At 57.6% G+C, this 17,167-nt stretch carries 17 protein-coding genes; 4 read left to right on the top strand and 13 right to left on the bottom strand.

All coding sequences use genetic code 11. The features are described 5' to 3' along the window. Positions 1–14 precede the first annotated feature (14 nt). Positions 15–1,847, top strand: a complete 1,833-nt coding sequence (locus tag FIL88_RS08285) for an ABC-F family ATP-binding cassette domain-containing protein (RefSeq protein WP_142853273.1) — start codon at positions 15–17, stop codon at positions 1,845–1,847. 70 nt (positions 1,848–1,917) lie between these two features. Here the strand turns inward: FIL88_RS08285 and FIL88_RS08280 are convergent, their stop codons facing one another. The 4 genes from FIL88_RS08280 to tpiA all read right to left on the bottom strand — a co-directional run bounded on the left by FIL88_RS08280 (position 1,918) and on the right by tpiA (position 6,838). After that, complete coding sequence (locus FIL88_RS08280) at positions 1,918–3,456, bottom strand: trimethylamine methyltransferase family protein (RefSeq protein WP_142853272.1); 1,539 nt, start codon at positions 3,454–3,456, stop codon at positions 1,918–1,920. Between the two features lie 243 nt (positions 3,457–3,699). Next, positions 3,700–4,434 carry a PAQR family membrane homeostasis protein TrhA gene (trhA, locus tag FIL88_RS08275; protein ID WP_142853271.1) on the bottom strand — a complete coding sequence of 245 codons (735 nt, stop codon included), beginning with the start codon at positions 4,432–4,434 and terminating at the stop codon, positions 3,700–3,702. Between the two features lie 146 nt (positions 4,435–4,580). After that, on the bottom strand, positions 4,581–5,978 hold the full coding sequence (locus FIL88_RS08270) for a pyridoxal phosphate-dependent decarboxylase family protein (protein ID WP_142853270.1): 1,398 nt from the start codon (positions 5,976–5,978) through the stop codon (positions 4,581–4,583). 113 nt (positions 5,979–6,091) lie between these two features. Continuing rightward, positions 6,092–6,838: a triose-phosphate isomerase gene (tpiA, locus tag FIL88_RS08265; protein WP_142853269.1), complete on the bottom strand. Its 747-nt coding sequence runs from the start codon at positions 6,836–6,838 to the stop codon at positions 6,092–6,094. A gap of 131 nt (positions 6,839–6,969) precedes the next feature. Between tpiA and FIL88_RS08260 the strand changes: the two genes are divergently transcribed. Continuing rightward, positions 6,970–7,887: an isopenicillin N synthase family dioxygenase gene (locus tag FIL88_RS08260; RefSeq protein ID WP_142853268.1), complete on the top strand. Its 918-nt coding sequence runs from the start codon at positions 6,970–6,972 to the stop codon at positions 7,885–7,887. A gap of 120 nt (positions 7,888–8,007) precedes the next feature. Beyond that, the gene (locus FIL88_RS16670; protein ID WP_185960882.1) at positions 8,008–8,193 is read left to right on the top strand and encodes a hypothetical protein; all 186 of its coding nucleotides are present in this window, start codon (positions 8,008–8,010) and stop codon (positions 8,191–8,193) included. A 79-nt stretch (positions 8,194–8,272) separates the two neighbouring features. On the opposite strand, the gene FIL88_RS08255 is transcribed toward FIL88_RS16670, so the two are convergent. Genes FIL88_RS08255 through FIL88_RS08230 form a run of 6 tightly spaced genes read right to left on the bottom strand, consistent with a single transcriptional unit; the run spans position 8,273 to position 14,045 of the window. Continuing rightward, positions 8,273–8,737 carry a phosphatase domain-containing protein gene (locus FIL88_RS08255; RefSeq protein WP_142853267.1) on the bottom strand — a complete coding sequence of 155 codons (465 nt, stop codon included), beginning with the start codon at positions 8,735–8,737 and terminating at the stop codon, positions 8,273–8,275. Then, positions 8,727–9,275 carry a histidine phosphatase family protein gene (locus FIL88_RS08250; RefSeq protein ID WP_246066649.1) on the bottom strand — a complete coding sequence of 183 codons (549 nt, stop codon included), beginning with the start codon at positions 9,273–9,275 and terminating at the stop codon, positions 8,727–8,729. The genes FIL88_RS08255 and FIL88_RS08250 overlap by 11 nt, the downstream gene beginning before the upstream one ends. Next, complete coding sequence (locus tag FIL88_RS08245) at positions 9,272–10,342, bottom strand: MBL fold metallo-hydrolase (protein ID WP_142853266.1); 1,071 nt, start codon at positions 10,340–10,342, stop codon at positions 9,272–9,274. Before FIL88_RS08245 ends, FIL88_RS08250 begins: the two co-directional genes overlap by 4 nt. Next, positions 10,343–11,386, bottom strand: coding sequence for an ABC transporter ATP-binding protein (locus FIL88_RS08240; protein WP_142853265.1), 1,044 nt, complete (start codon positions 11,384–11,386; stop codon positions 10,343–10,345). Then, on the bottom strand, positions 11,374–13,077 hold the full coding sequence (locus tag FIL88_RS08235; RefSeq protein ID WP_142853264.1) for an ABC transporter permease: 1,704 nt from the start codon (positions 13,075–13,077) through the stop codon (positions 11,374–11,376). Before FIL88_RS08235 ends, FIL88_RS08240 begins: the two co-directional genes overlap by 13 nt. Further along, positions 13,077–14,045: an ABC transporter substrate-binding protein gene (locus FIL88_RS08230; RefSeq protein ID WP_142853263.1), complete on the bottom strand. Its 969-nt coding sequence runs from the start codon at positions 14,043–14,045 to the stop codon at positions 13,077–13,079. Before FIL88_RS08230 ends, FIL88_RS08235 begins: the two co-directional genes overlap by 1 nt. 164 nt (positions 14,046–14,209) lie before the next feature. Here FIL88_RS08230 and FIL88_RS08225 point away from each other — a divergent pair, with 164 nt between their 5' ends. Beyond that, on the top strand, positions 14,210–14,992 hold the full coding sequence (locus tag FIL88_RS08225) for a DeoR/GlpR family DNA-binding transcription regulator (RefSeq protein ID WP_142853262.1): 783 nt from the start codon (positions 14,210–14,212) through the stop codon (positions 14,990–14,992). Between the two features lie 301 nt (positions 14,993–15,293). Here FIL88_RS08225 and FIL88_RS08220 read toward each other — a convergent pair whose 3' ends face one another. Genes FIL88_RS08220 through FIL88_RS08210 form a run of 3 tightly spaced genes read right to left on the bottom strand, consistent with a single transcriptional unit; the run spans position 15,294 to position 17,066 of the window. Further along, entirely contained in the window at positions 15,294–15,686 is a 393-nt protein-coding gene (locus FIL88_RS08220) for a HesB/IscA family protein (protein ID WP_142853261.1), read from the bottom strand. Positions 15,687–15,715: 29 nt separating this feature from the next. After that, positions 15,716–16,423, bottom strand: a complete 708-nt coding sequence (locus FIL88_RS08215; RefSeq protein WP_142853260.1) for a DUF3307 domain-containing protein — start codon at positions 16,421–16,423, stop codon at positions 15,716–15,718. Beyond that, positions 16,416–17,066 carry a MarR family transcriptional regulator gene (locus tag FIL88_RS08210; protein ID WP_142853259.1) on the bottom strand — a complete coding sequence of 217 codons (651 nt, stop codon included), beginning with the start codon at positions 17,064–17,066 and terminating at the stop codon, positions 16,416–16,418. The genes FIL88_RS08215 and FIL88_RS08210 overlap by 8 nt, the downstream gene beginning before the upstream one ends. Between the last annotated feature and the right edge of the window lie 101 nt (positions 17,067–17,167).

Here is a 17,167-nt window from a genome sequence, read left to right as displayed (position 1 = left end):
CGTAACTCGGCCCTATGGCACGTATACCCCTTTTGCAGATGAACGATATCGCGCTGACCTTTGGCGGCGATCCTGTCTTTGATGGTCTGGACCTTGTGGTGCAGCCAGGTGACCGCGTGGCGCTGGTTGGGCGCAATGGGTCGGGCAAGTCGACCCTGATGAAGATCATGGCTGGGATGGTAGAGCCTGATACCGGCACGCGCGTTCTGTCGCCAGGTGTCACCGTGGGTTATATGGACCAGCATCCCGATCTGTCCGCCTTTGAAACGCTGGGCGAATTCGCGGCGTCGGGACTTGAACCGGGCCATGACTATCTAGTCGAACGGGTGGCCGAAGGGTTGAAGATGAAGCTTGATACGCCTGTGGCAACGGCCTCGGGCGGGGAACGCCGTCGCGCTGCGCTGGCCAAACTTCTGGCCGAAGCGCCCGAGCTGATGCTGCTCGATGAACCCACCAACCACCTGGACATTCAGGCCATCGAATGGCTGGAAAACGAGCTGAAACAAACCCGCGCGGGATTTGTCCTGATCAGCCACGACCGCGCCTTCTTGCGGGCATTGACCCGCGCGACGCTTTGGGTCGACCGGGGGCAGGTGCGCCGACAGGAAAAGGGGTTTGAGAACTTTGAGGCATGGCGTGACAAGGTTTGGGAAGAAGAAGACCAAAACCGTCACAAGCTGAATCGCAAAATCAAATCCGAGGCCCGCTGGGCCGTCGAAGGCATCTCGGCCCGGCGTAAACGCAACCAGGGCCGCCTGCGTGCTTTGGGAGATTTGAAGGCTGAACGGGCCTCTCAGATCAAACGGCAGGGGGCTGCCGAAATGGCGCTTGAGGCGGGGCCAAAATCCGGTCGCAAGGTGATCGAGGCAAAAGGAATTTCAAAAGCTTACGGCGATAAGGTGATCCTGAAATCCTTTGATCTGCGTGTCATGCGTGGCGAAACGGTCGCCTTTGTTGGCCCGAACGGGGCAGGCAAAACCACGCTTCTGAAAATTCTGACCGGGCAGGAAGAGCCGGACACGGGAAGCGTCTCGCACGGAGCGGGCATCGAAATGGCGGTGTTCGATCAGAACCGGTCCACCTTGGATGAAAGCGCCAGCCTGTGGGAGAACCTGACTTCGGATCCCGAGATGCGCATCTCGGGCAAATCCGATCAGGTGATGGTGCGCGGAAACCCGAAGCACGTGGTGGGCTATCTGAAAGAATTCCTGTTCTCGGATGAACAAGCCCGTGCGCCGGTACGCTCGCTGTCGGGCGGCGAAAAGGCACGACTGATCTTGGCCCGCATTATGGCGCGGCAATCGAATCTTTTGGTTCTCGATGAACCCACCAACGATCTGGACGTGGAAACGCTGGATCTGCTGCAGGAACTGATCTCGGGCTTTGATGGTACCGTGCTGGTTGTCAGCCACGACCGCGATTTCCTGGACCGCGTGGCCGAGCGGACGATTGCCATGGAAGGCAATGGTGTTGCCACGGCCTATGCTGGTGGCTGGTCGGATTATCGCGCGCAACGCCAAGAGGATGACGTCCCGGCTGCGAAAAAGCCCGGGAAAACGAGGTCTGCACCGAAAGATAAGGCCAAAGACAAGGCAACGGACCACCCGGCCACATCTGGCCTGAGCTTCACAGAAAAACACCGGCTGGAAGCCTTGCCCGGTGAAATCGACCGTCTGATGGCCGAGATTGCAAAGCTGGAAGGGTTCTTGATGGACCCTGATCTGTTCACCAAAGAGCCGGTGAAGTTCAAGAAGGCTTCAGAAGGGCTGGCCGAGCGGCAACAGAAACTTGCTGCCGCCGAAGAAGAATGGCTCGAGTTGGAAGAGAAGGCCGAGACTTCCAGCTAACCTCTTTTTCTTGTCTGAAATATCTTGCGGGGGTCCGGGGGTGCAAAACCCCCGGTCCTGCCGCTTCAGCCTATGTCGGAAGATGAATGTTGAACCGAGCGCGGATTTCCTGGTCCAGCGCTTGGTCCAGATGCGCGCGCGACGGTTCGGCCAAGATGGCCTCTTTACGCGCCTTGGCGGCCTGAACCAGATCAGGCTTGCCGACCTCGGCCCATTCTTTGGGCGACGTGCGGTCGCCAAGCGTGGGATAGGCGTATTCCGTCTGCATCAGGCTTAGCGTCTGATCTTCGCCCAGATAATGGCCGGGGCCACCCAAGCAAACCGACTTCATCATGTCCAAACTGACCGCATCCTCGGTCACCTCGATCCCGCGTACGCAGCGCAGGGCCTGCCCGATGATGTCATCGCCAAGGATCAGGCTTTCATGACAGAACCCCAAAAGGGATGCGTGCATGCCTGCGGCCTCGTACACCATGTTCAGCCCCGAAAGGCCGGCCATGACGTTCGAGCACATCTGCTCCCACCCGGCCTGCATGTCAGGAAGCTTTGCGTCCGAAAATCCAGCCGCCGCGCCGCCCGGAAGGCCATAGAATTGGTGCATCTGCGAGCAGCCCGCCGTTAGCAGCGCTTGTTCGCCCGAACCGCCGGACATCGCGCCCGAACGCAGGTCGACCACAAAAGGCCAGGTGCCGAAGATTGCCGGATGACCCGGAGAAATGGCGTTCACATAGACCACGCCCGCCAGACATTCCGCCACGGCCTGCACGATGGTGCCTGCCAGCGTGGGCGGGGCGGTTGCGGTGGCCATGCCTGCAGACAACAACAGAACCGGCATGCCTGCCGCGATGACTTTCTCCATCACCTCGCAACTTTCTGTGGCGAACTTCATCGGGGGCACAACGAAACAGTTCGAATTCGACACGAAAGGGCGCGCGCGCCATTTGTCTTCGCCGCCTGCAATCATGTGCAACAGCTCGATCCCGTCATCAACGAAATCCGGTTCGGTGAACGACGTCCCGATGTGCTTGGTCGTGCCCGCAACGCAGGCATAGATCGAGTTCAGATCCATCTCGCGGTTGTCGGGGATGTCACGGCACACCATAGGGCGTTGCAGGAAGTGGATGTTGTCTAGCCGGTCGGCAATGCGGGCCGCGTCATGCAGGTCCTGTACGGTACTGTCGCGGTATTCGCGCCCTTCGGCATCCACCAGATGTACTGCGGCACCGGCGGTGCCATAGTGCACGCGATTGCCAGACAGGTTCAGATCATTCTGCGGATCGCGGCCACAAAGTGTGATATCCTTTGCGGCCTTGGCCAACATGTCTTCCACCAGAGCACGGGGAAAGCGCAGGCGCCCATCATCGCCCAGAATAGCCCCGGCTCGCGTCATGATCTCGATGCCGGATGGGGGCGCGTCGGCCAGACCGACCTGCTCAAGCGCGTCCAATGCCGCTTGGTGGATGCGTTTCATTCCTTCGGGCGTCAGGGGCTTATAGGTGCCGCCTTCCAGGCCGGCATGGACGGGGCGGCTGTCCTTTGCCAAGGGGGCTGCGCGAAGCGCCTGACGGGCCTGCCGGCCGCCTGCACGGCGTGAAGTTCTTGCTGTCATAAGTGGGATGTCCTTCCTGCTGTAGTGTCAATTCAAGGGAAATGACATTAGCAGGGGCGTCCACGCGCCGCGCGACCGCGTTCGGCACCAATGGTGCGTACAACGATTGAGATCTTCCAGTCTAACCGGTCCATCTGGTTCCTCCACATGTTAAATATTGGAGACGTGCGCGCAGGATTCTATTCCGTTTGCGTCATTTAACATGACGCTTTCCGTATCTTATTGGTCGATTGTGGATCGCGGTCAGGACCAAACGACCATCACGACAGCAGCATAATGCGCCGCAGCCCCCAGCAGAACATGCACATGCCAGATTGCGCGGTTGAAGGGCCAGTGGTCACGCAGATGAAACAACGTACCAATGGTGAACAGAAAGCCGCCACCGACCAGAAGAACCAGAACCCATAAACTGACACTCGCCAGCAGAGGGCCGATCATAAGAACGCCTATCCAACCCAACATCAGGGTCAGCATAAAACCTGTACGTTCAAACCGGCACAGGAAGAAAAGCTTTAGGAGCATGCCGAATAAAGCAATGCTCCAGATCAGGGCCGCCCATGCGACGCCCGTGCTTCCACCAATCCCAATCAGCGCAATGGGCGTATAGGTGGCTGCAATAAAAAGAAAAATCGCCGCGTGATCAAAGCGGCGAAGGACAGAACGGGCAGAGGTATGAAGGGTCATGTTATAGGCAGCTGACAGTGCAAAACTGGCGACCATGCCGATCCCATACACCAGAAGGGGCGGCAGATGCCCCATGGGCGCATCCCCAGATGCCCACAGGATCAGCGTGATCGAGCCAATCAGCGCAGAAATCACCCCAAGCCCGTGCACGACCCCATCGGCCACATATTCGCGAAAAGTGAAATCTTGCCCGAAATGACGTATGTCAGGTTGGGTGTGAACGTGGCGGGCGGCACAGCTTTCCGTCAGGTTTTCAGCGTGGCGGCCCAGGATGTGGTCACGGATCTGTTCCATGGAATATCCTTTTCTCGCTTGCCTCTAATATAAGGGGCGATACAGGCTTTGATGTGCCGGGCTTTGGTCAATAAAAAGTCAGTTGCCCGTGACATCAGCCTCTTCAAGATAGAGGATATTCATGAAAATGTAAAGATTTCCTGACGTTACAGATCTTTTACAAGTTCGGATAGAACGGCGGGGATGGTCATCACGTCTTCTCGCGTGCAGTTGAATTGTCCTACAGTGACGCGAATGACGAATTGCCCATCATGTTGCGTCTGGGTCAAATAGATGCGCCCGTCGCGGTTCACGCGCTCAAGCAACTCGGCGGTTTTCGCGTCATCCTGATAACGGAAGCTGAACAGCGACAGGATTGGGGGCGTGGTGATGTCAAAGCCGGGCAGGGCGGCGATGGCGTCGCATGCCTCGTTCGACCATGCGACGTGGTTGCGGATGTGAGAGCGCAGGCCGGACAGCCCTTCGGCACGCAGAAGGAACCAGATCTTCAGCGCCCGGAAGCGGCGGCCAAGGGGCAGGGTCCATTCGTTATAGTTTACGATCTCATCCGCGCCCTGCGTCTTCAGATATTCCGGGCGTAGGCCCATCGCCCCGATCTGTGGGCCGGGATCGCGCAGGAATTGCACGGCGCAGTCAAACTGCGCGCCCAGCCATTTATGCGGGTTGAAGATAATGCTGTCGGCAGCCTCGATGCCCGCCCATAGATGCCGGAACTCTTCGCAGATCATCGCAGACCCGGCCCAAGCGGCGTCCACATGAACGGTCAGCTCATGGCCATGTGCCACTTTGATACAGGCCGCAATATCATCGCATGCCCCGATCGAGGTGCCGCCCACGCAGAGCACAACGCCCGCGGGCTTGCGCCCAGCGGCGATGTCTTCGCGTATCAGACGATCCAGCGCGTCGGGGTCCATCGACCAGGTGGGGTGGCCGGGAATGGTGGGGACTTTCACAAGATTGTCCTGCCCGATCCCCGACAGGCGCACAGCCTTGTCGACGCTGGAATGGGTCTGTGCGCTGGCATAGATGCGCAGCTGAGGCGCACCGGACAAGCCCTGGGTGATGCCTGTGTGATCCAGCGCTAGCTCTCGCATCGTGGTCACAGCCGAGAAGGTGGCGGTCGTCGCGCTGTCATGGATAGTGCCGGTGAAATCGGCTGGCAGGCCCATCCCGTCGCGCAGCCAGCGGATCACCAGATCCTCCATTTCATTGGCGGCCGGGGCTGTTTGCCACAGCATCGCCTGGGCGGACATGGCATTGGCTAGTTGTTCGGCCAACATTGACGCAGGGGCTGCATTGGCTGGGAAATAGGCAAAGAAGCGCGGATGCTGCCAGTGGGTCATGGCATCCGGCACAAGGCGGGTGAAATCGTCGAAAATCGTCTCGACCGGTTCGGGGGCTTCCGGAACGGGTGCTTCGATCAGGGACAGAAATGCGCCGGGCGCGATGTTTGGGCGCACGGGACGATCACGTAGCCCAGCATGATAATCGCGTGCCCAGTCTGCAGCGCGTTTTTGCCAGTCGGCCAGATCATCATAGTTCATTGCGGGCTCCCATCACATTTAATTGCGATGTTAATTAAGCGGGGCGTTCTGTCAAGACATGAAAAACCCCGACGCAATGGCCGGGGTTAAGAGCACCTGATGCCAACGAGGGATCAGGACGCTGCAAGCGCCGTGATGATCTGGCCGAAATCCTCGGCCTTCAGGCTTGCGCCGCCCACCAAAGCCCCATCAACATTAGACACGCCGAAAATGTCAGCGGCATTTCCCGGCTTGACCGAACCACCATACAGAATGCGGGTCGAACGTCCGACGCCTTCGCCAAAACGGCGTTCCAGCCGGGCGCGGATAAAATCGTGGACCTCGCCGATCTGATCCAGCGTTGGCACTTTTCCGGTGCCGATCGCCCAGATGGGTTCATAGGCAACAATCAGGTTTTCCCCGGTCACCGTGTCTGGGATCGAACCCGCCAGCTGCCCGCCAATGATGTCCAGCGTGTTGTTTGCCTCGCGTTCTTCCAAAGTCTCGCCGCAGCAAATCACGGTCTTTAGCCCTGCATGGATCGCTGCAACTGCCTTGTGGCGCACGTCGTGATCGCTTTCGTCATGATCTTCACGACGTTCAGAATGGCCAAGAATGACATGCGTCGCGCCTGCGTCTTTCAGCATCTGCGCCGAGATGTCGCCCGTATGCGCGCCGGTCTCGGATTGATGGCAGTCTTGCCCACCGATATCGACGGCGTCTGCGGTGGTTGACGCTGCGCTGTGGATCAACGTGGCGGGGGGGCAAATCAGAATGTCGCAGTCCGCGTTGCCAAATTCCTGTGCCAGAGCCTTAAGCTCGGCCAGGTTACTTTGCAGGCCGTTCATTTTCCAATTGCCTGCTGCCATCTTGCGCCGCATGTCGATCTCCCTTGTTATGTTAGCCCGTTTTCCGACGCGGGGCAGGGGGCGTCAAGCCCCGGGGCGGTTTTGTCGTTGATCCACGGGGTATCTTCTGTAGAAGCAACTAACTTTGTTTTGCGAGGCTTTCGATGATCCCAAGACTTGATGCGGCCCTGATTGATGCACGTGACCCAGCCACGATGGCCGAACTTTTGCGCGGCGTGCAGGATGTGGGATTTCTGACGGTACATAACACGGCGATCGCGCCGGAAGAACTGGGGCATGTTCTGGACACATATCGCCGTTTCTTTCATCAGCCAGATAATGTGAAGGACGCGGTCAATATGGCGCGCACCGGGGCCAATCGCGGCTGGGGCGCGGCGGGCAGCGAGCAAGTGGACCTCAACGCCAACCCTGATTTCAAAGAGGTCTTCGATTGCGGGTTTCAGCTGGCTGCGGATGACCCGCTTCGGGCGCAGGACCTGTCGGTTTACGGCGACAATCAATGGCCTGAGCTTGTAGGGTTTCGCGAGGTCATTCAGGCCTATTATGCCAACGCACTGGGCGTTGCGATGGGGGTTCTGCGCGGGATTGCAGCCGCGATCGGCGAGGACGAGACCTATTTCGATGCGGCCTTCACCCGTCCGATGGCGCTTTTGCGCGGGAACTATTATCCGCCGCGCCCGGATTGGGCGGGGGATAAGGATTTCGGGATTGCAGCGCATACGGATTACGGGTGTGTGACGCTGCTGGCCTCGGACGGGGTGGCCGGGCTTGAGGTGCTGGGCGCTGATAAGACATGGCTGCCGGTTAACGCACCCCTGGGCGATTTCGTCATCAATTTCGGCGAGATGCTTGAGATGTGGACCGGCGGACGGGTGAAAGCGACCTTGCACCGGGTTGTCGGAAGCGGCGATGAGCGGATTTCGGTCCCGATGTTCTTCAACCCCAACCACGACACGAATGTGGCCCCGAAAGGCGCGGATCACGTCATTCTGGCAGGGGATCATATGAAGAAGCGGTTTGACGAGACGTATCTGCACCTGATGGCGCAGAGGGATAGCTGACGCCTTTGGTGGCTTACCTTGTTGCAGTTGCCTTCAAACCTCACTTGATGTTCAAGCATTGGTGCCACGCTGGTACCCGCAGGCTAATACTGACTTAATTGGTTGGCAATTGCAGGCACAATGCGCAGCGTGTCCATAGTTGCGTCGAAAAGGCTTGAGACTGAGCTCTCTGATATCGCGGGATATTCAATTGGTAACAATGCCCATACCCCGACCTTTGCCATGTCTCAGCCCGAATGGCAGCAATCCAAGCAAGAACTGAAGTTGCCAACGGACGTCCACGTGATGAAGGTGCGCCTGTATTAGTTAGCTCCCTCAGAGCCCTGCACGGACCCCAAACGTTTGCCGCTAGCAGTGTCCACTGTCGCAAAGCGCTTGCCTGTGGCTAGAACTGCCCCGGCGCGCATTGCAGGCAGATCAGGCCTTCGTTGCGCCACGCCTCTACGACGCTACTGCGGTCGTCAACCACGATCCATGGATCAAACCCATCCGCCTTCATCTGCGCCAACAAAGCACGTTTGACATCGGGGTCGCTTGCAGTGTCTGCCCCGGTGGGACGCAAATATATGGCATCGAATGCCAGATTGTGCTCTTGCAGCCAAGTTGTGGTGTATTCCACCCAAGCCTCGGGGCGGCCAGAACAGATCACCATGGTTTCGCCGGCCTGTTTCAACAACCTGAACAGCCGCGCGACGGGAAAGATCACATCCGCAGTTGCCATGGCTTCGTGAAATTCCTGCCAGTTTTTCTCTTCCCCATGGACCAAATGCCCAAGGCGATCAGCGTCAAAATGGGCAAGCGTCCCGTCCACGTCGAATACAACGCAGGGTTTTAAGGTATCAGACGTCATGAGATCTCTCCTGATGGCGGGTGCCGGTCCAATCAAAGTAAATCGGGTGTGCGTTTTCAGGGCGGGTGCTTGTGTGCGTGTCCCCGGCCAAAATGCGGGCTGCGCGGATCACGCCGGAATGGCAAATCATGATGGGAAGCCTTCCTTGTGCACACGCGCAGCAATCGTGAATGGCCGCCGATACACGATCGATCATCTCTTTCCAGTCCTCCCCTTGCTCGGGCCGACCTTCACGCGGAGGAAGTGCGGAAAGGGGTTGCCCCTCGAAAACGCCCCAATCCCGCTCTCTCAGACCGGGATGAACCTGCGGCTGTTCCGAAGGAAAACCCAGTTCCGATGTCTCGCGGGCGCGTTGCATGGGACTGGTGAACAACATGCGAGAGCTGGGCCACTCGCCCCCCACAAGCGCGCGCGCCTGAGCGCGGCCTGTATCCGTCAGCTCGACATCTGTGCGCCCGGCAATGACTGCATCGCGATTGGCCGTCGTTTCCCCGTGTCGGATCAGGCAGAACGTCGTTTTGGGAAGGAAGTCCGTCACAGTACGATCCTTTCATGCATGAAAACTTCGGCTTTCAGCCCGCGTTCCAGCAGATATTCCTCGGGTGCGGAACAGAAAGCGGGTGCGAACCGTTTGGCATTGAGCCTGTCGAGCATTTTGATTTGGTCACAGAATGGGGGATGCACGTTCCATCGTTGAAAATATCCCCCCGGAACGGAACAGATCCCGCGTGCATGTGCCGTCATATGACCGGTAAAAACCACATGGGCGTCCCGTCCAAGACGGCCACTTTCGCGCCAGGCGCGGGCATATCCCCAAGCCGCTCCGCCATCCGCATTCGGCGTGTCGCAGATCAGGAAACGTGCATCCTCAAGGTCGCCCCGCTCCAGAAGCGGCGCGATGTTCTGAGCGCGTGGGTTCAGCCCGTTGCTGGCCAATGCGGCGCGCAGCGCGCTGCGGCATTCGGGATCCAGAATAACCGCATCCAATCCAAATCGGTTCACAAGATGCAAAGCCATCTCTCCGGCCCGGCCCGAGGGGGGAACCGGCAAAAGTATCTGCCCCTGCAAACTGTCAATCAGCTGATCAAAAGCAATGAAACGATCCTGCTGGTTGGTGTTGTCCAGATGGTAAGAGCAATCCAAAATCGCCGTGGCCGCCGGGGGTGGCGCGTCAAAGGCAAACCAGCCGGATTCTTCAGACCAGTCGCCCGAAAAGAAAAGCCCTTCGCCAGTGTCGAAATGCATCCAAATCCCACCAAGCGCATGGCCATTGCGACCCGTCGTTAGGCGCACGCCATTGATGTCGACGGTCCCTTTTTCCGGCAATGGTCGAACCTCGGCCGCGGGTGGCAATGCCTTTGCGGTTTGCGGCGTGGTATAGATCGGCAAGCCCGCTTCGACCGCATATGCAGCCCCGCCAATGTGATCGATATGGTCATGGGTGATAAAGACTGCATCAGCACCGTCCAGCCATTTGGGATCGAAATGGGCATTCGCTTCGGGTCCGTGGCCGCAGTCCAGCAACCAGGTTTTCCCATTTACGCGCAGTCGCATGCACGCCGGACCCTTTTCGCCGATGCCTGATAAGATTTCGATGTCGTTCATTTATACCTCGGTGAATGCCCATGGGGCTTTGATGGACACGCCCAGCTGTGTGCCCAGCGCATAGCGGTCACGGCTTTCAGCTTGGATCGGAGTGCCATCAGGTAGGTGAAGGGTCAGACGATAGCGGCCACCCAGATAAGTGCAGCGCTGCACTTCAGCGCGCAGATCACCAGTTTCTGTGATGCTGATATGCTCGGGCCGAAGGCAGATCAGATTGGGGGATTGGGTATCGGTTTTAATGGTGATGGTTTTGCGCAGAAGCCGCGCTTGAACCATGTTGCCACTGTGGTCGACATCGCCGATCGGCAGCACTGTGCCTTCTCCGACAAACCCGGCGACGAATTTGCTGCGTGGCTGGTTGTACAGGATTTCTGGCGTATCCAGCTGCACAATCCTGCCCTCAGACATCACCGCGATGCGATCCGCCATGGCCATGGCTTCGGACTGATCGTGGGTGACATAGACCATCGTTGCGCCTGTCCGGTCGTGAAAATCGCTGAACACGTCCTGCATCGAAGCGCGCAAGGCCACATCGAGATTGGCGAGCGGTTCATCCAGCAGCACAGCGTCAGGGGCAGACACCAGACATCGCGCAAGCGCCACGCGCTGGCGCTGCCCGCCCGAAAGCTCGGCTGGCATGCGGTCAGCATAGTGCTGCAGCCCCGTCGCCGCGAGGGCGGCATCCGTCTGCCGGATCTTGTCGGCTTTCGAGATACCGCGCACGTCCAATGGATAGGCAACATTGCGGCGCACGCTCATATGTGGCCACAGCGCATAGGACTGGAACACAAACCCGATATTGCGCGCTTCTGGCGGCACTGCCAGCCCGGTTGCCGCATTTGCAACCTCTGCTGCACCAATCGAAACGGCGCCTTGAGTTGGAGTTTCAAAACCCGCAAGCAACCGCAAGAGCGTTGATTTTCCGCAGCCGGACGGCCCAAGAAGCGCGACGAACTCGCCGTCATTTAGATGGGCCGTGATGGATTGAAGGGCGGGAACGCCGTCGAAATGCTTTTCAACGGCAGTAAGGTTTATGTCTGCCAAGGGACAACTCCTTTTGGGAGGCGACGTGCAGCCAGCTGGACCAAACCCATCAGGGCCATCACCACCAAAACAATGGTCATCGCAAGGGCCGAGGCCATGACGGTTTCGCCGCTGTCGTCGAGATTAAAGATCATGACACCCAGTGTTTCCGTGCCCGAAGACCAAAGCAGGGCTGAAACGGTCAACTCGTTGAATGCAGTCAGAAAAACCAGAATCGCACCGGCTGCTGCTGAGGGCGCAGACAATGGCAGGATGATCGACCGCAGACGTTGAAACAGGTTTGCACCAACAGATTGCGCAGCTTCATTCATCGCGGGATCTAGCTGGCGAATACTGGCCTGAATGGGGCGGAACATTACCGTCAGGAAGCGCGCCAGATAGGCCAGAAAAATGATCCATATCGTGCCGTAAAGAGTTGCCTCTGTGAACGGTAGGTTGATCAGCAAAAGGATCATCGCAATGGCGAGAACCACACCGGGCAGCGCATAGGGCAAGTCGACCAAACTGTCGAAAAGATGCCCCAACCGTGTTGGATTGCGCTCCATCAACCACGCAAGCGGAAGGCAAATGGCGATCAACACCAGCGCGGCCCCGATTGACAGGCTGAAGGAATTGACAAAGGCGCGGCTGGTCGCAGGTTGCCGAAAGAGGGCCTCGTACCACGATGAAAGAGTAATGGTGTCAAACCGCAGGGCAACGCCATAGGCTGGGACAAGCGATGTGGCCAACAGACCCAGCATGGGCAGAACAAGAATAACGCAAACGACGCTCCAAAGCGCGGCTTCGATTGGCAATCGCGCCCGTCCCAGTGGAATGGCCAAGGGGTGCGCTGTCGCACCAACCAAATGCACCCGTTGGCGGGACTGAAAGAAACGCTGAAGCAGGATGCCGCAAATGGCGACGGCTCCGATCAGCATGGCCAATACGGCGACTTCGGCAAGCACGCTGATGCCAAGTCCAGCAAGCTTTTGATAGATCAATGTCGGCAAGGTCACATAGCCTGCCGGGATACCCAGCATGGCCGGAATTCCAAAGTTGCCAAGCGCTGTTACAAAGGTAATTGCCGTGCCCGCAGCAAGGCTGGGCAAGCACAGGGGCACAATGATTTGCCACCAGACGCGCAGTCCCTTTGCCCCGCTGATCCGGGCGGCTTCAACCGCTTCTTGCGGGATTGCCCGCAATCCTGCACGCAGGGTCAGGAAGACAATCGACGTGTGCTGAACCCCCAGCAACAAGATGATGCCCAGCGGTGAATAAAGAGGCTGCGGCGCACCAAGCGGCGGGGCGATTCCAAGCGTTTTCAGCAAAACCGAAGACGGCCCCATGACCTGTGTCCACGACAATGCGGTGATCTGTGGTGGGATCATCATGGGGATCATCAGGCAAAACACCAATGCGACCTTGGCGCGCAGATCAGTTAGCGCCACAAGAAACGCGAAGGTGCTGCCGATCACAACCGAGACCAGCGTGCCGAACCCAGCAGTGGTCAGTGAGTGTAGTAAGGCGGTATGCGTCGAGCTTTGGCTCAGAACCTCGCGCATCAAGGCAAGGCTAAAGTGATCGCCCTGCGTGACACCTTCTGAGAACAGCCGCAGAACCGGTGCCAGCGTTAGGGCAATCGCCACAAGTAAGACCAAAGAAAGCAGCCGATCCTCGGATCGGCTGCCTCCTAGTTTATGACGAGCAAGCATTAGTTTGCGCCAAAGAGTTCAGCAAATTTTGCTTTGTTCGCTTCGGCGTTTTGCAAAGCGACCGCCGGATCAAACGCCATCAGCTTGATGTTTTCACGTGCGGGAAAGCCTTCCGGGACGCCTGCACCATTGCGCGCAGGGATATAACCCATATCCAGCACCAGATCCTGACCTTCTTGGCTCAGAACGAAATCCACGAATTTCTGCGCGCCTTCTACGTTCTTGGCCGATGACATGATGGCGACAGGTTCCGTCACATAAGATACACCTTCTTCCGGGAAGACAAACTCAACAGGAGAGCCTTTGGCTTTGTTGCGGATGGCCAGGAAGTCGACAACCATGCCGTAAGGTTTTTCGCCAGCGGCCACAGCTTTGAACGTGCCGCCATTGCCGCCTTTGGCGCGGGCTTCGTTTGAAGCAAGGTCGTTATAGAAATCCCAGCCCAGCGTTTCATCGCCGGTCAGAGTGGCCAAGTGGATCAGCGCAGCACCGGAATAAAGCGGTGATGGCATCGCGATCTGACCCTTCAGGGAGGCGTCTTTCAGATCGGCCCAGGACGCAGGTGCTTTGGCGGCGCCGGTGTTATAGACGATGCCGGTCGTGATCAGCTTGGTCGAGTGGTAATAGCCATCGGCACTATAAAGCGCTGCATCATAGTCGGCAGCTTGCGGGGATTGATACGCCGTCAGCAGCCCGTCTTGGGCCATACCCTCCAGCGTGACCATATCAGCGATCAGCAGGACATCGGGTTGCGGGTTGCCCGCTTCGATCTCGGCCCGCAGGCGCGCCATCAGTTTCGTGGTGCCATCACGCACCCATTCAACTTCGGTGCCGGGGTTTGCCGCCATGAAGGCATCGACGGTCTTCTGCGCATCCGCGTTGGGCTGCGACGTATAGAGTGTCAGTGTATCTGCAAAGCTTGCAGAGGCGATGCAGGCAAATGCTGCGGCTGTCAAAAAGGTTTTCATCACAGTTCTCCTGAGGATTGGCCTTTCGAACGAAAGTCATTCGATGCGGTGCTTATTGAGGATTTGTGCAAAATTTTTGTGACAAGCCGCTGTTTTTCTTTACACACCGCAAAAAACAGGGAACTCTACCTTAAAGAAAGATAAATTGCTTTCGAAGGAAAGAAATGGCGCGCGATACTTTAGAACAGCGGCGTGATAAAATCTTGGCGTTGGTTTCAGATGCTGGTGAGCTATCGGCCAGCGAGCTCTCCGATCAACTTGGCGTATCGGTGCAGACAATCCGTACAGATCTTCGCGATTTGGACGCCGCCGCAATGGTGCAGCGCAAAAACGGTGCTGTGCGCCTTCGACAGTTAGAGAACATCGCCTATGCCCCCAGACGTGATGCCTCGACCGCAGAAAAGCAACGAATTGCAAGCGCGGTGGCAGCCCTGATTGAGCAAGGTGCGCGAATTGCATTGGGAACGGGCACAACAGTCGAGCATTGCGCCCATGCGCTGTCGGCCCAGAATAACCTGTTTGTGGCGACAAACAGCATTCATGCAGTGATGGCATTGCAGAATGCACCCGGGGCGGTGGTCGAAATGGCCGGCGGGACGGTCAGATTACGTGATCTGGACGTCATTGGCCCCACCAGCCGGGATTTCTTTTCCCGCTTCAGAATGGATCACGCCATCTTCAGTTGTGGTGGCGTTTCATCAAGTGGCGAGGTGCTGGACTATAACTCTGACGAAATCGCCGCGCGTATGTCAGTTGCAGACTGCGCAAAGCAGAAAATCCTTGTGGTCGACAGTGCCAAATTCGACCGCGACCTTCCCTGTGTGATGCATCAAATCTGGGACTATGATGTTGTCGTGACGGGGGCTGATCTGAGCGCCGACATCATAAGAAAATGCGCAGCGGCTAACTGCCAAATTATCAAGCCTGACACCCAAGATGGCAACTAGTCACAGCGTAATTTTGGGGAACGGCACTGCCGACACGCCTTAATCTACGGAACAACATGGCCTGCCTTGACTTATTTGGCTCACCGTTTCAACGGTGACGCCTACATATTAGCCACCGGGCGGTATTTCCATGTCGCGGCGCAAACACGAACGCTTCGTTGCAGAAGTCGTATGGAACAAGAGCGTTCCGATGTTTGGCGTCGACACACTCATTCTTCAAGCTTGTGTTGGCGCTGGGGTGACTAGGGCTACACGTTAGAAACTCTGAGTAAGGAAATGCGGGTGCGTAATTGGGCGCTACTTAGAACTTGGGAGGGGCGCTCAGATCCGTTGGCGCAGTCGAGAGCGTGTCGTCGAACTTGATCGATTCACCACAGCCGCAGGCTTCGGTCACGTTGGGGTTGTTGAACTTGAATCCACTTTCCAAAAGCGAGATTTCATAGTCGATCTCGGTCCCGAACAGGAACATCTGCGCCATAGGGGCGATCATCACACGGGCGTTGCCCTGCTCGACAACTTCGTCATGAGTGTCGACCTGATCGACATAGTCCATCGTGTACTCCATCCCCGCACAGCCGCCTTTCTTGACGCCAATGCGTAGGCCTTTATGGCCGTCCTTCTCCATCAGCCGGGCGATTTGTGCTTCGGCCGCTGGGGTCATGGTGATGGGAGATTTGCCGGGAATGCCGAACATGTCTGTGATCCTTGTCGCCTCTCCTTAATTTAGGGAAGCAGGGCGGTAATCTCAAGCGTGGGGAGTCGGGAAAGAAGACCTTGGGTGGCGAAACCTGCAAGGATGGCCCATCCGAAGCTGGCCAGCGTGCCAATGATCACATATTCGGCAGTGCGTTGATCGCGACTGGCGGTGCCAAAGCGGAGGATGGATTTGGCAGCGACCAGAAAGCCGACCCCAAGCGGCAGATCTGCCAGGATCAGAACGAAGACCAGTCCGCGTTCGAGGATGCCGATGGTCCAGCCGCCGCCCTTCAGCCCATTGTTGCGGATGCGCATGGAGTGTGGCTGCATGAGCAGCCCGACGGCAAAGCCCCCTGCGCGTGTCGCTATGATGGCTCCTGTGGTCAGTGCCATAAGGGGCAGGGCGACGTCCGGCCACGCGCCCCAAAGGGTAGGGGCATAGGCTGCAAGGGCGAGAAGCGACAGAAGATGCGCGGCTTGGTCCCAAAGAAACCCTGACAGTTTGCGAAAATCACCCCATTGCTTCAACGCGTCGATGATCAGATGAACCAGCGCCAGCATCAAGAGTTGCGGTGCGTCATAGATGCCCAGCGCAAGTTGCGCAGTGAAGAGAACGATCACCGCGTGAAGCAGCAACACCTGAGGTCGCGCTTTGTTGTCATTTATCCATTTGGTCTGAAAGACAAAATCAGCCAGCACATGGGCAAAGAGGAGGGCTGTGAAGGTTTCAATCATCTTGAGCCTCTTCGTTTTCGATGTTTCCTAGGGCCATCCAAACAGCGTCGTAACCAGCCCCTTCAAGTGCCTTTGCGACGGCTTGACGCGACTTTCCCAAAGCGCGTGCAACCTCTGAATGGCTTGGCGAGTTTCCCGGTGCCAACATTGGGAGCATGGCTGCGGCTTGGGCAGGGGTCCAGCTTTGCGAGATTCGATCGGCCAAAACGAATGCTGCGCCAACGCTGCCGTTTGTAGCGTGAAGCATTTCGATATTAGCGTAGATCAATTTCATACAATCTAGCTGATGACCGCTTCCAACGAAAACCTGCTCGGTGGAAGTGTTTAGGTCAACTCCAGAAATATGCGGTTTTGCGTGCCCGGTGGCCAGTCCCATATAGGTCGAAAACTCTTTCCCCTCACAGCGCAGCGCGGCCCTGAAGGCGAGCGCAGACCGCAACGCCAATTCCGGGCGCGCAAGCCGGACCTGCCATCCATCCCCCCGCTGGCGGGTGAAGTGGAGGCTCTCTCCATGCCATTCGGCTTGTACCTCGGCCGAGGTGGTCAGTGCGTCGAACGCGCGTTCCAGATCTTCGGGCGACATTTGGGTCGAACCGATGATGTCTCCGGTCAGGACAGCGATATTCGTTAAGGTGTCATCCATAGTGCACCCATAATAGGTTGCGAATGGTTAATTGCAACCTTTTTGGGTTGCGTTGGGCGCTATGCATCCAAAAAGGGTTGCGAAATGCAAAACGCAACCCA

Source organism: Aliiroseovarius halocynthiae (assembly GCF_007004645.1).
GTDB lineage: Bacteria > Pseudomonadota > Alphaproteobacteria > Rhodobacterales > Rhodobacteraceae > Aliiroseovarius > Aliiroseovarius halocynthiae.
Note: the sequence above shows the minus strand (reverse complement) of the source record. Positions and strands in the feature narration are given on the sequence as shown.

Coding starts and splice junctions, on each gene's coding strand:
- FIL88_RS08285 (WP_142853273.1), top strand. CDS start 15: ATGGCACGTATACCCCTTTTGCAGATGAACGATATCGCGCTGACCTTT.
- FIL88_RS08280 (WP_142853272.1), bottom strand. CDS start 3,456: ATGACAGCAAGAACTTCACGCCGTGCAGGCGGCCGGCAGGCCCGTCAG.
- trhA (WP_142853271.1), bottom strand. CDS start 4,434: ATGGAACAGATCCGTGACCACATCCTGGGCCGCCACGCTGAAAACCTG.
- FIL88_RS08270 (WP_142853270.1), bottom strand. CDS start 5,978: ATGAACTATGATGATCTGGCCGACTGGCAAAAACGCGCTGCAGACTGG.
- tpiA (WP_142853269.1), bottom strand. CDS start 6,838: ATGCGGCGCAAGATGGCAGCAGGCAATTGGAAAATGAACGGCCTGCAA.
- FIL88_RS08260 (WP_142853268.1), top strand. CDS start 6,970: ATGATCCCAAGACTTGATGCGGCCCTGATTGATGCACGTGACCCAGCC.
- FIL88_RS16670 (WP_185960882.1), top strand. CDS start 8,008: ATGCGCAGCGTGTCCATAGTTGCGTCGAAAAGGCTTGAGACTGAGCTC.
- FIL88_RS08255 (WP_142853267.1), bottom strand. CDS start 8,737: ATGACGTCTGATACCTTAAAACCCTGCGTTGTATTCGACGTGGACGGG.
- FIL88_RS08245 (WP_142853266.1), bottom strand. CDS start 10,342: ATGAACGACATCGAAATCTTATCAGGCATCGGCGAAAAGGGTCCGGCG.
- FIL88_RS08235 (WP_142853264.1), bottom strand. CDS start 13,077: ATGCTTGCTCGTCATAAACTAGGAGGCAGCCGATCCGAGGATCGGCTG.
- FIL88_RS08230 (WP_142853263.1), bottom strand. CDS start 14,045: ATGAAAACCTTTTTGACAGCCGCAGCATTTGCCTGCATCGCCTCTGCA.
- FIL88_RS08225 (WP_142853262.1), top strand. CDS start 14,210: ATGGCGCGCGATACTTTAGAACAGCGGCGTGATAAAATCTTGGCGTTG.
- FIL88_RS08220 (WP_142853261.1), bottom strand. CDS start 15,686: ATGTTCGGCATTCCCGGCAAATCTCCCATCACCATGACCCCAGCGGCC.
- FIL88_RS08215 (WP_142853260.1), bottom strand. CDS start 16,423: ATGATTGAAACCTTCACAGCCCTCCTCTTTGCCCATGTGCTGGCTGAT.
- FIL88_RS08210 (WP_142853259.1), bottom strand. CDS start 17,066: ATGGATGACACCTTAACGAATATCGCTGTCCTGACCGGAGACATCATC.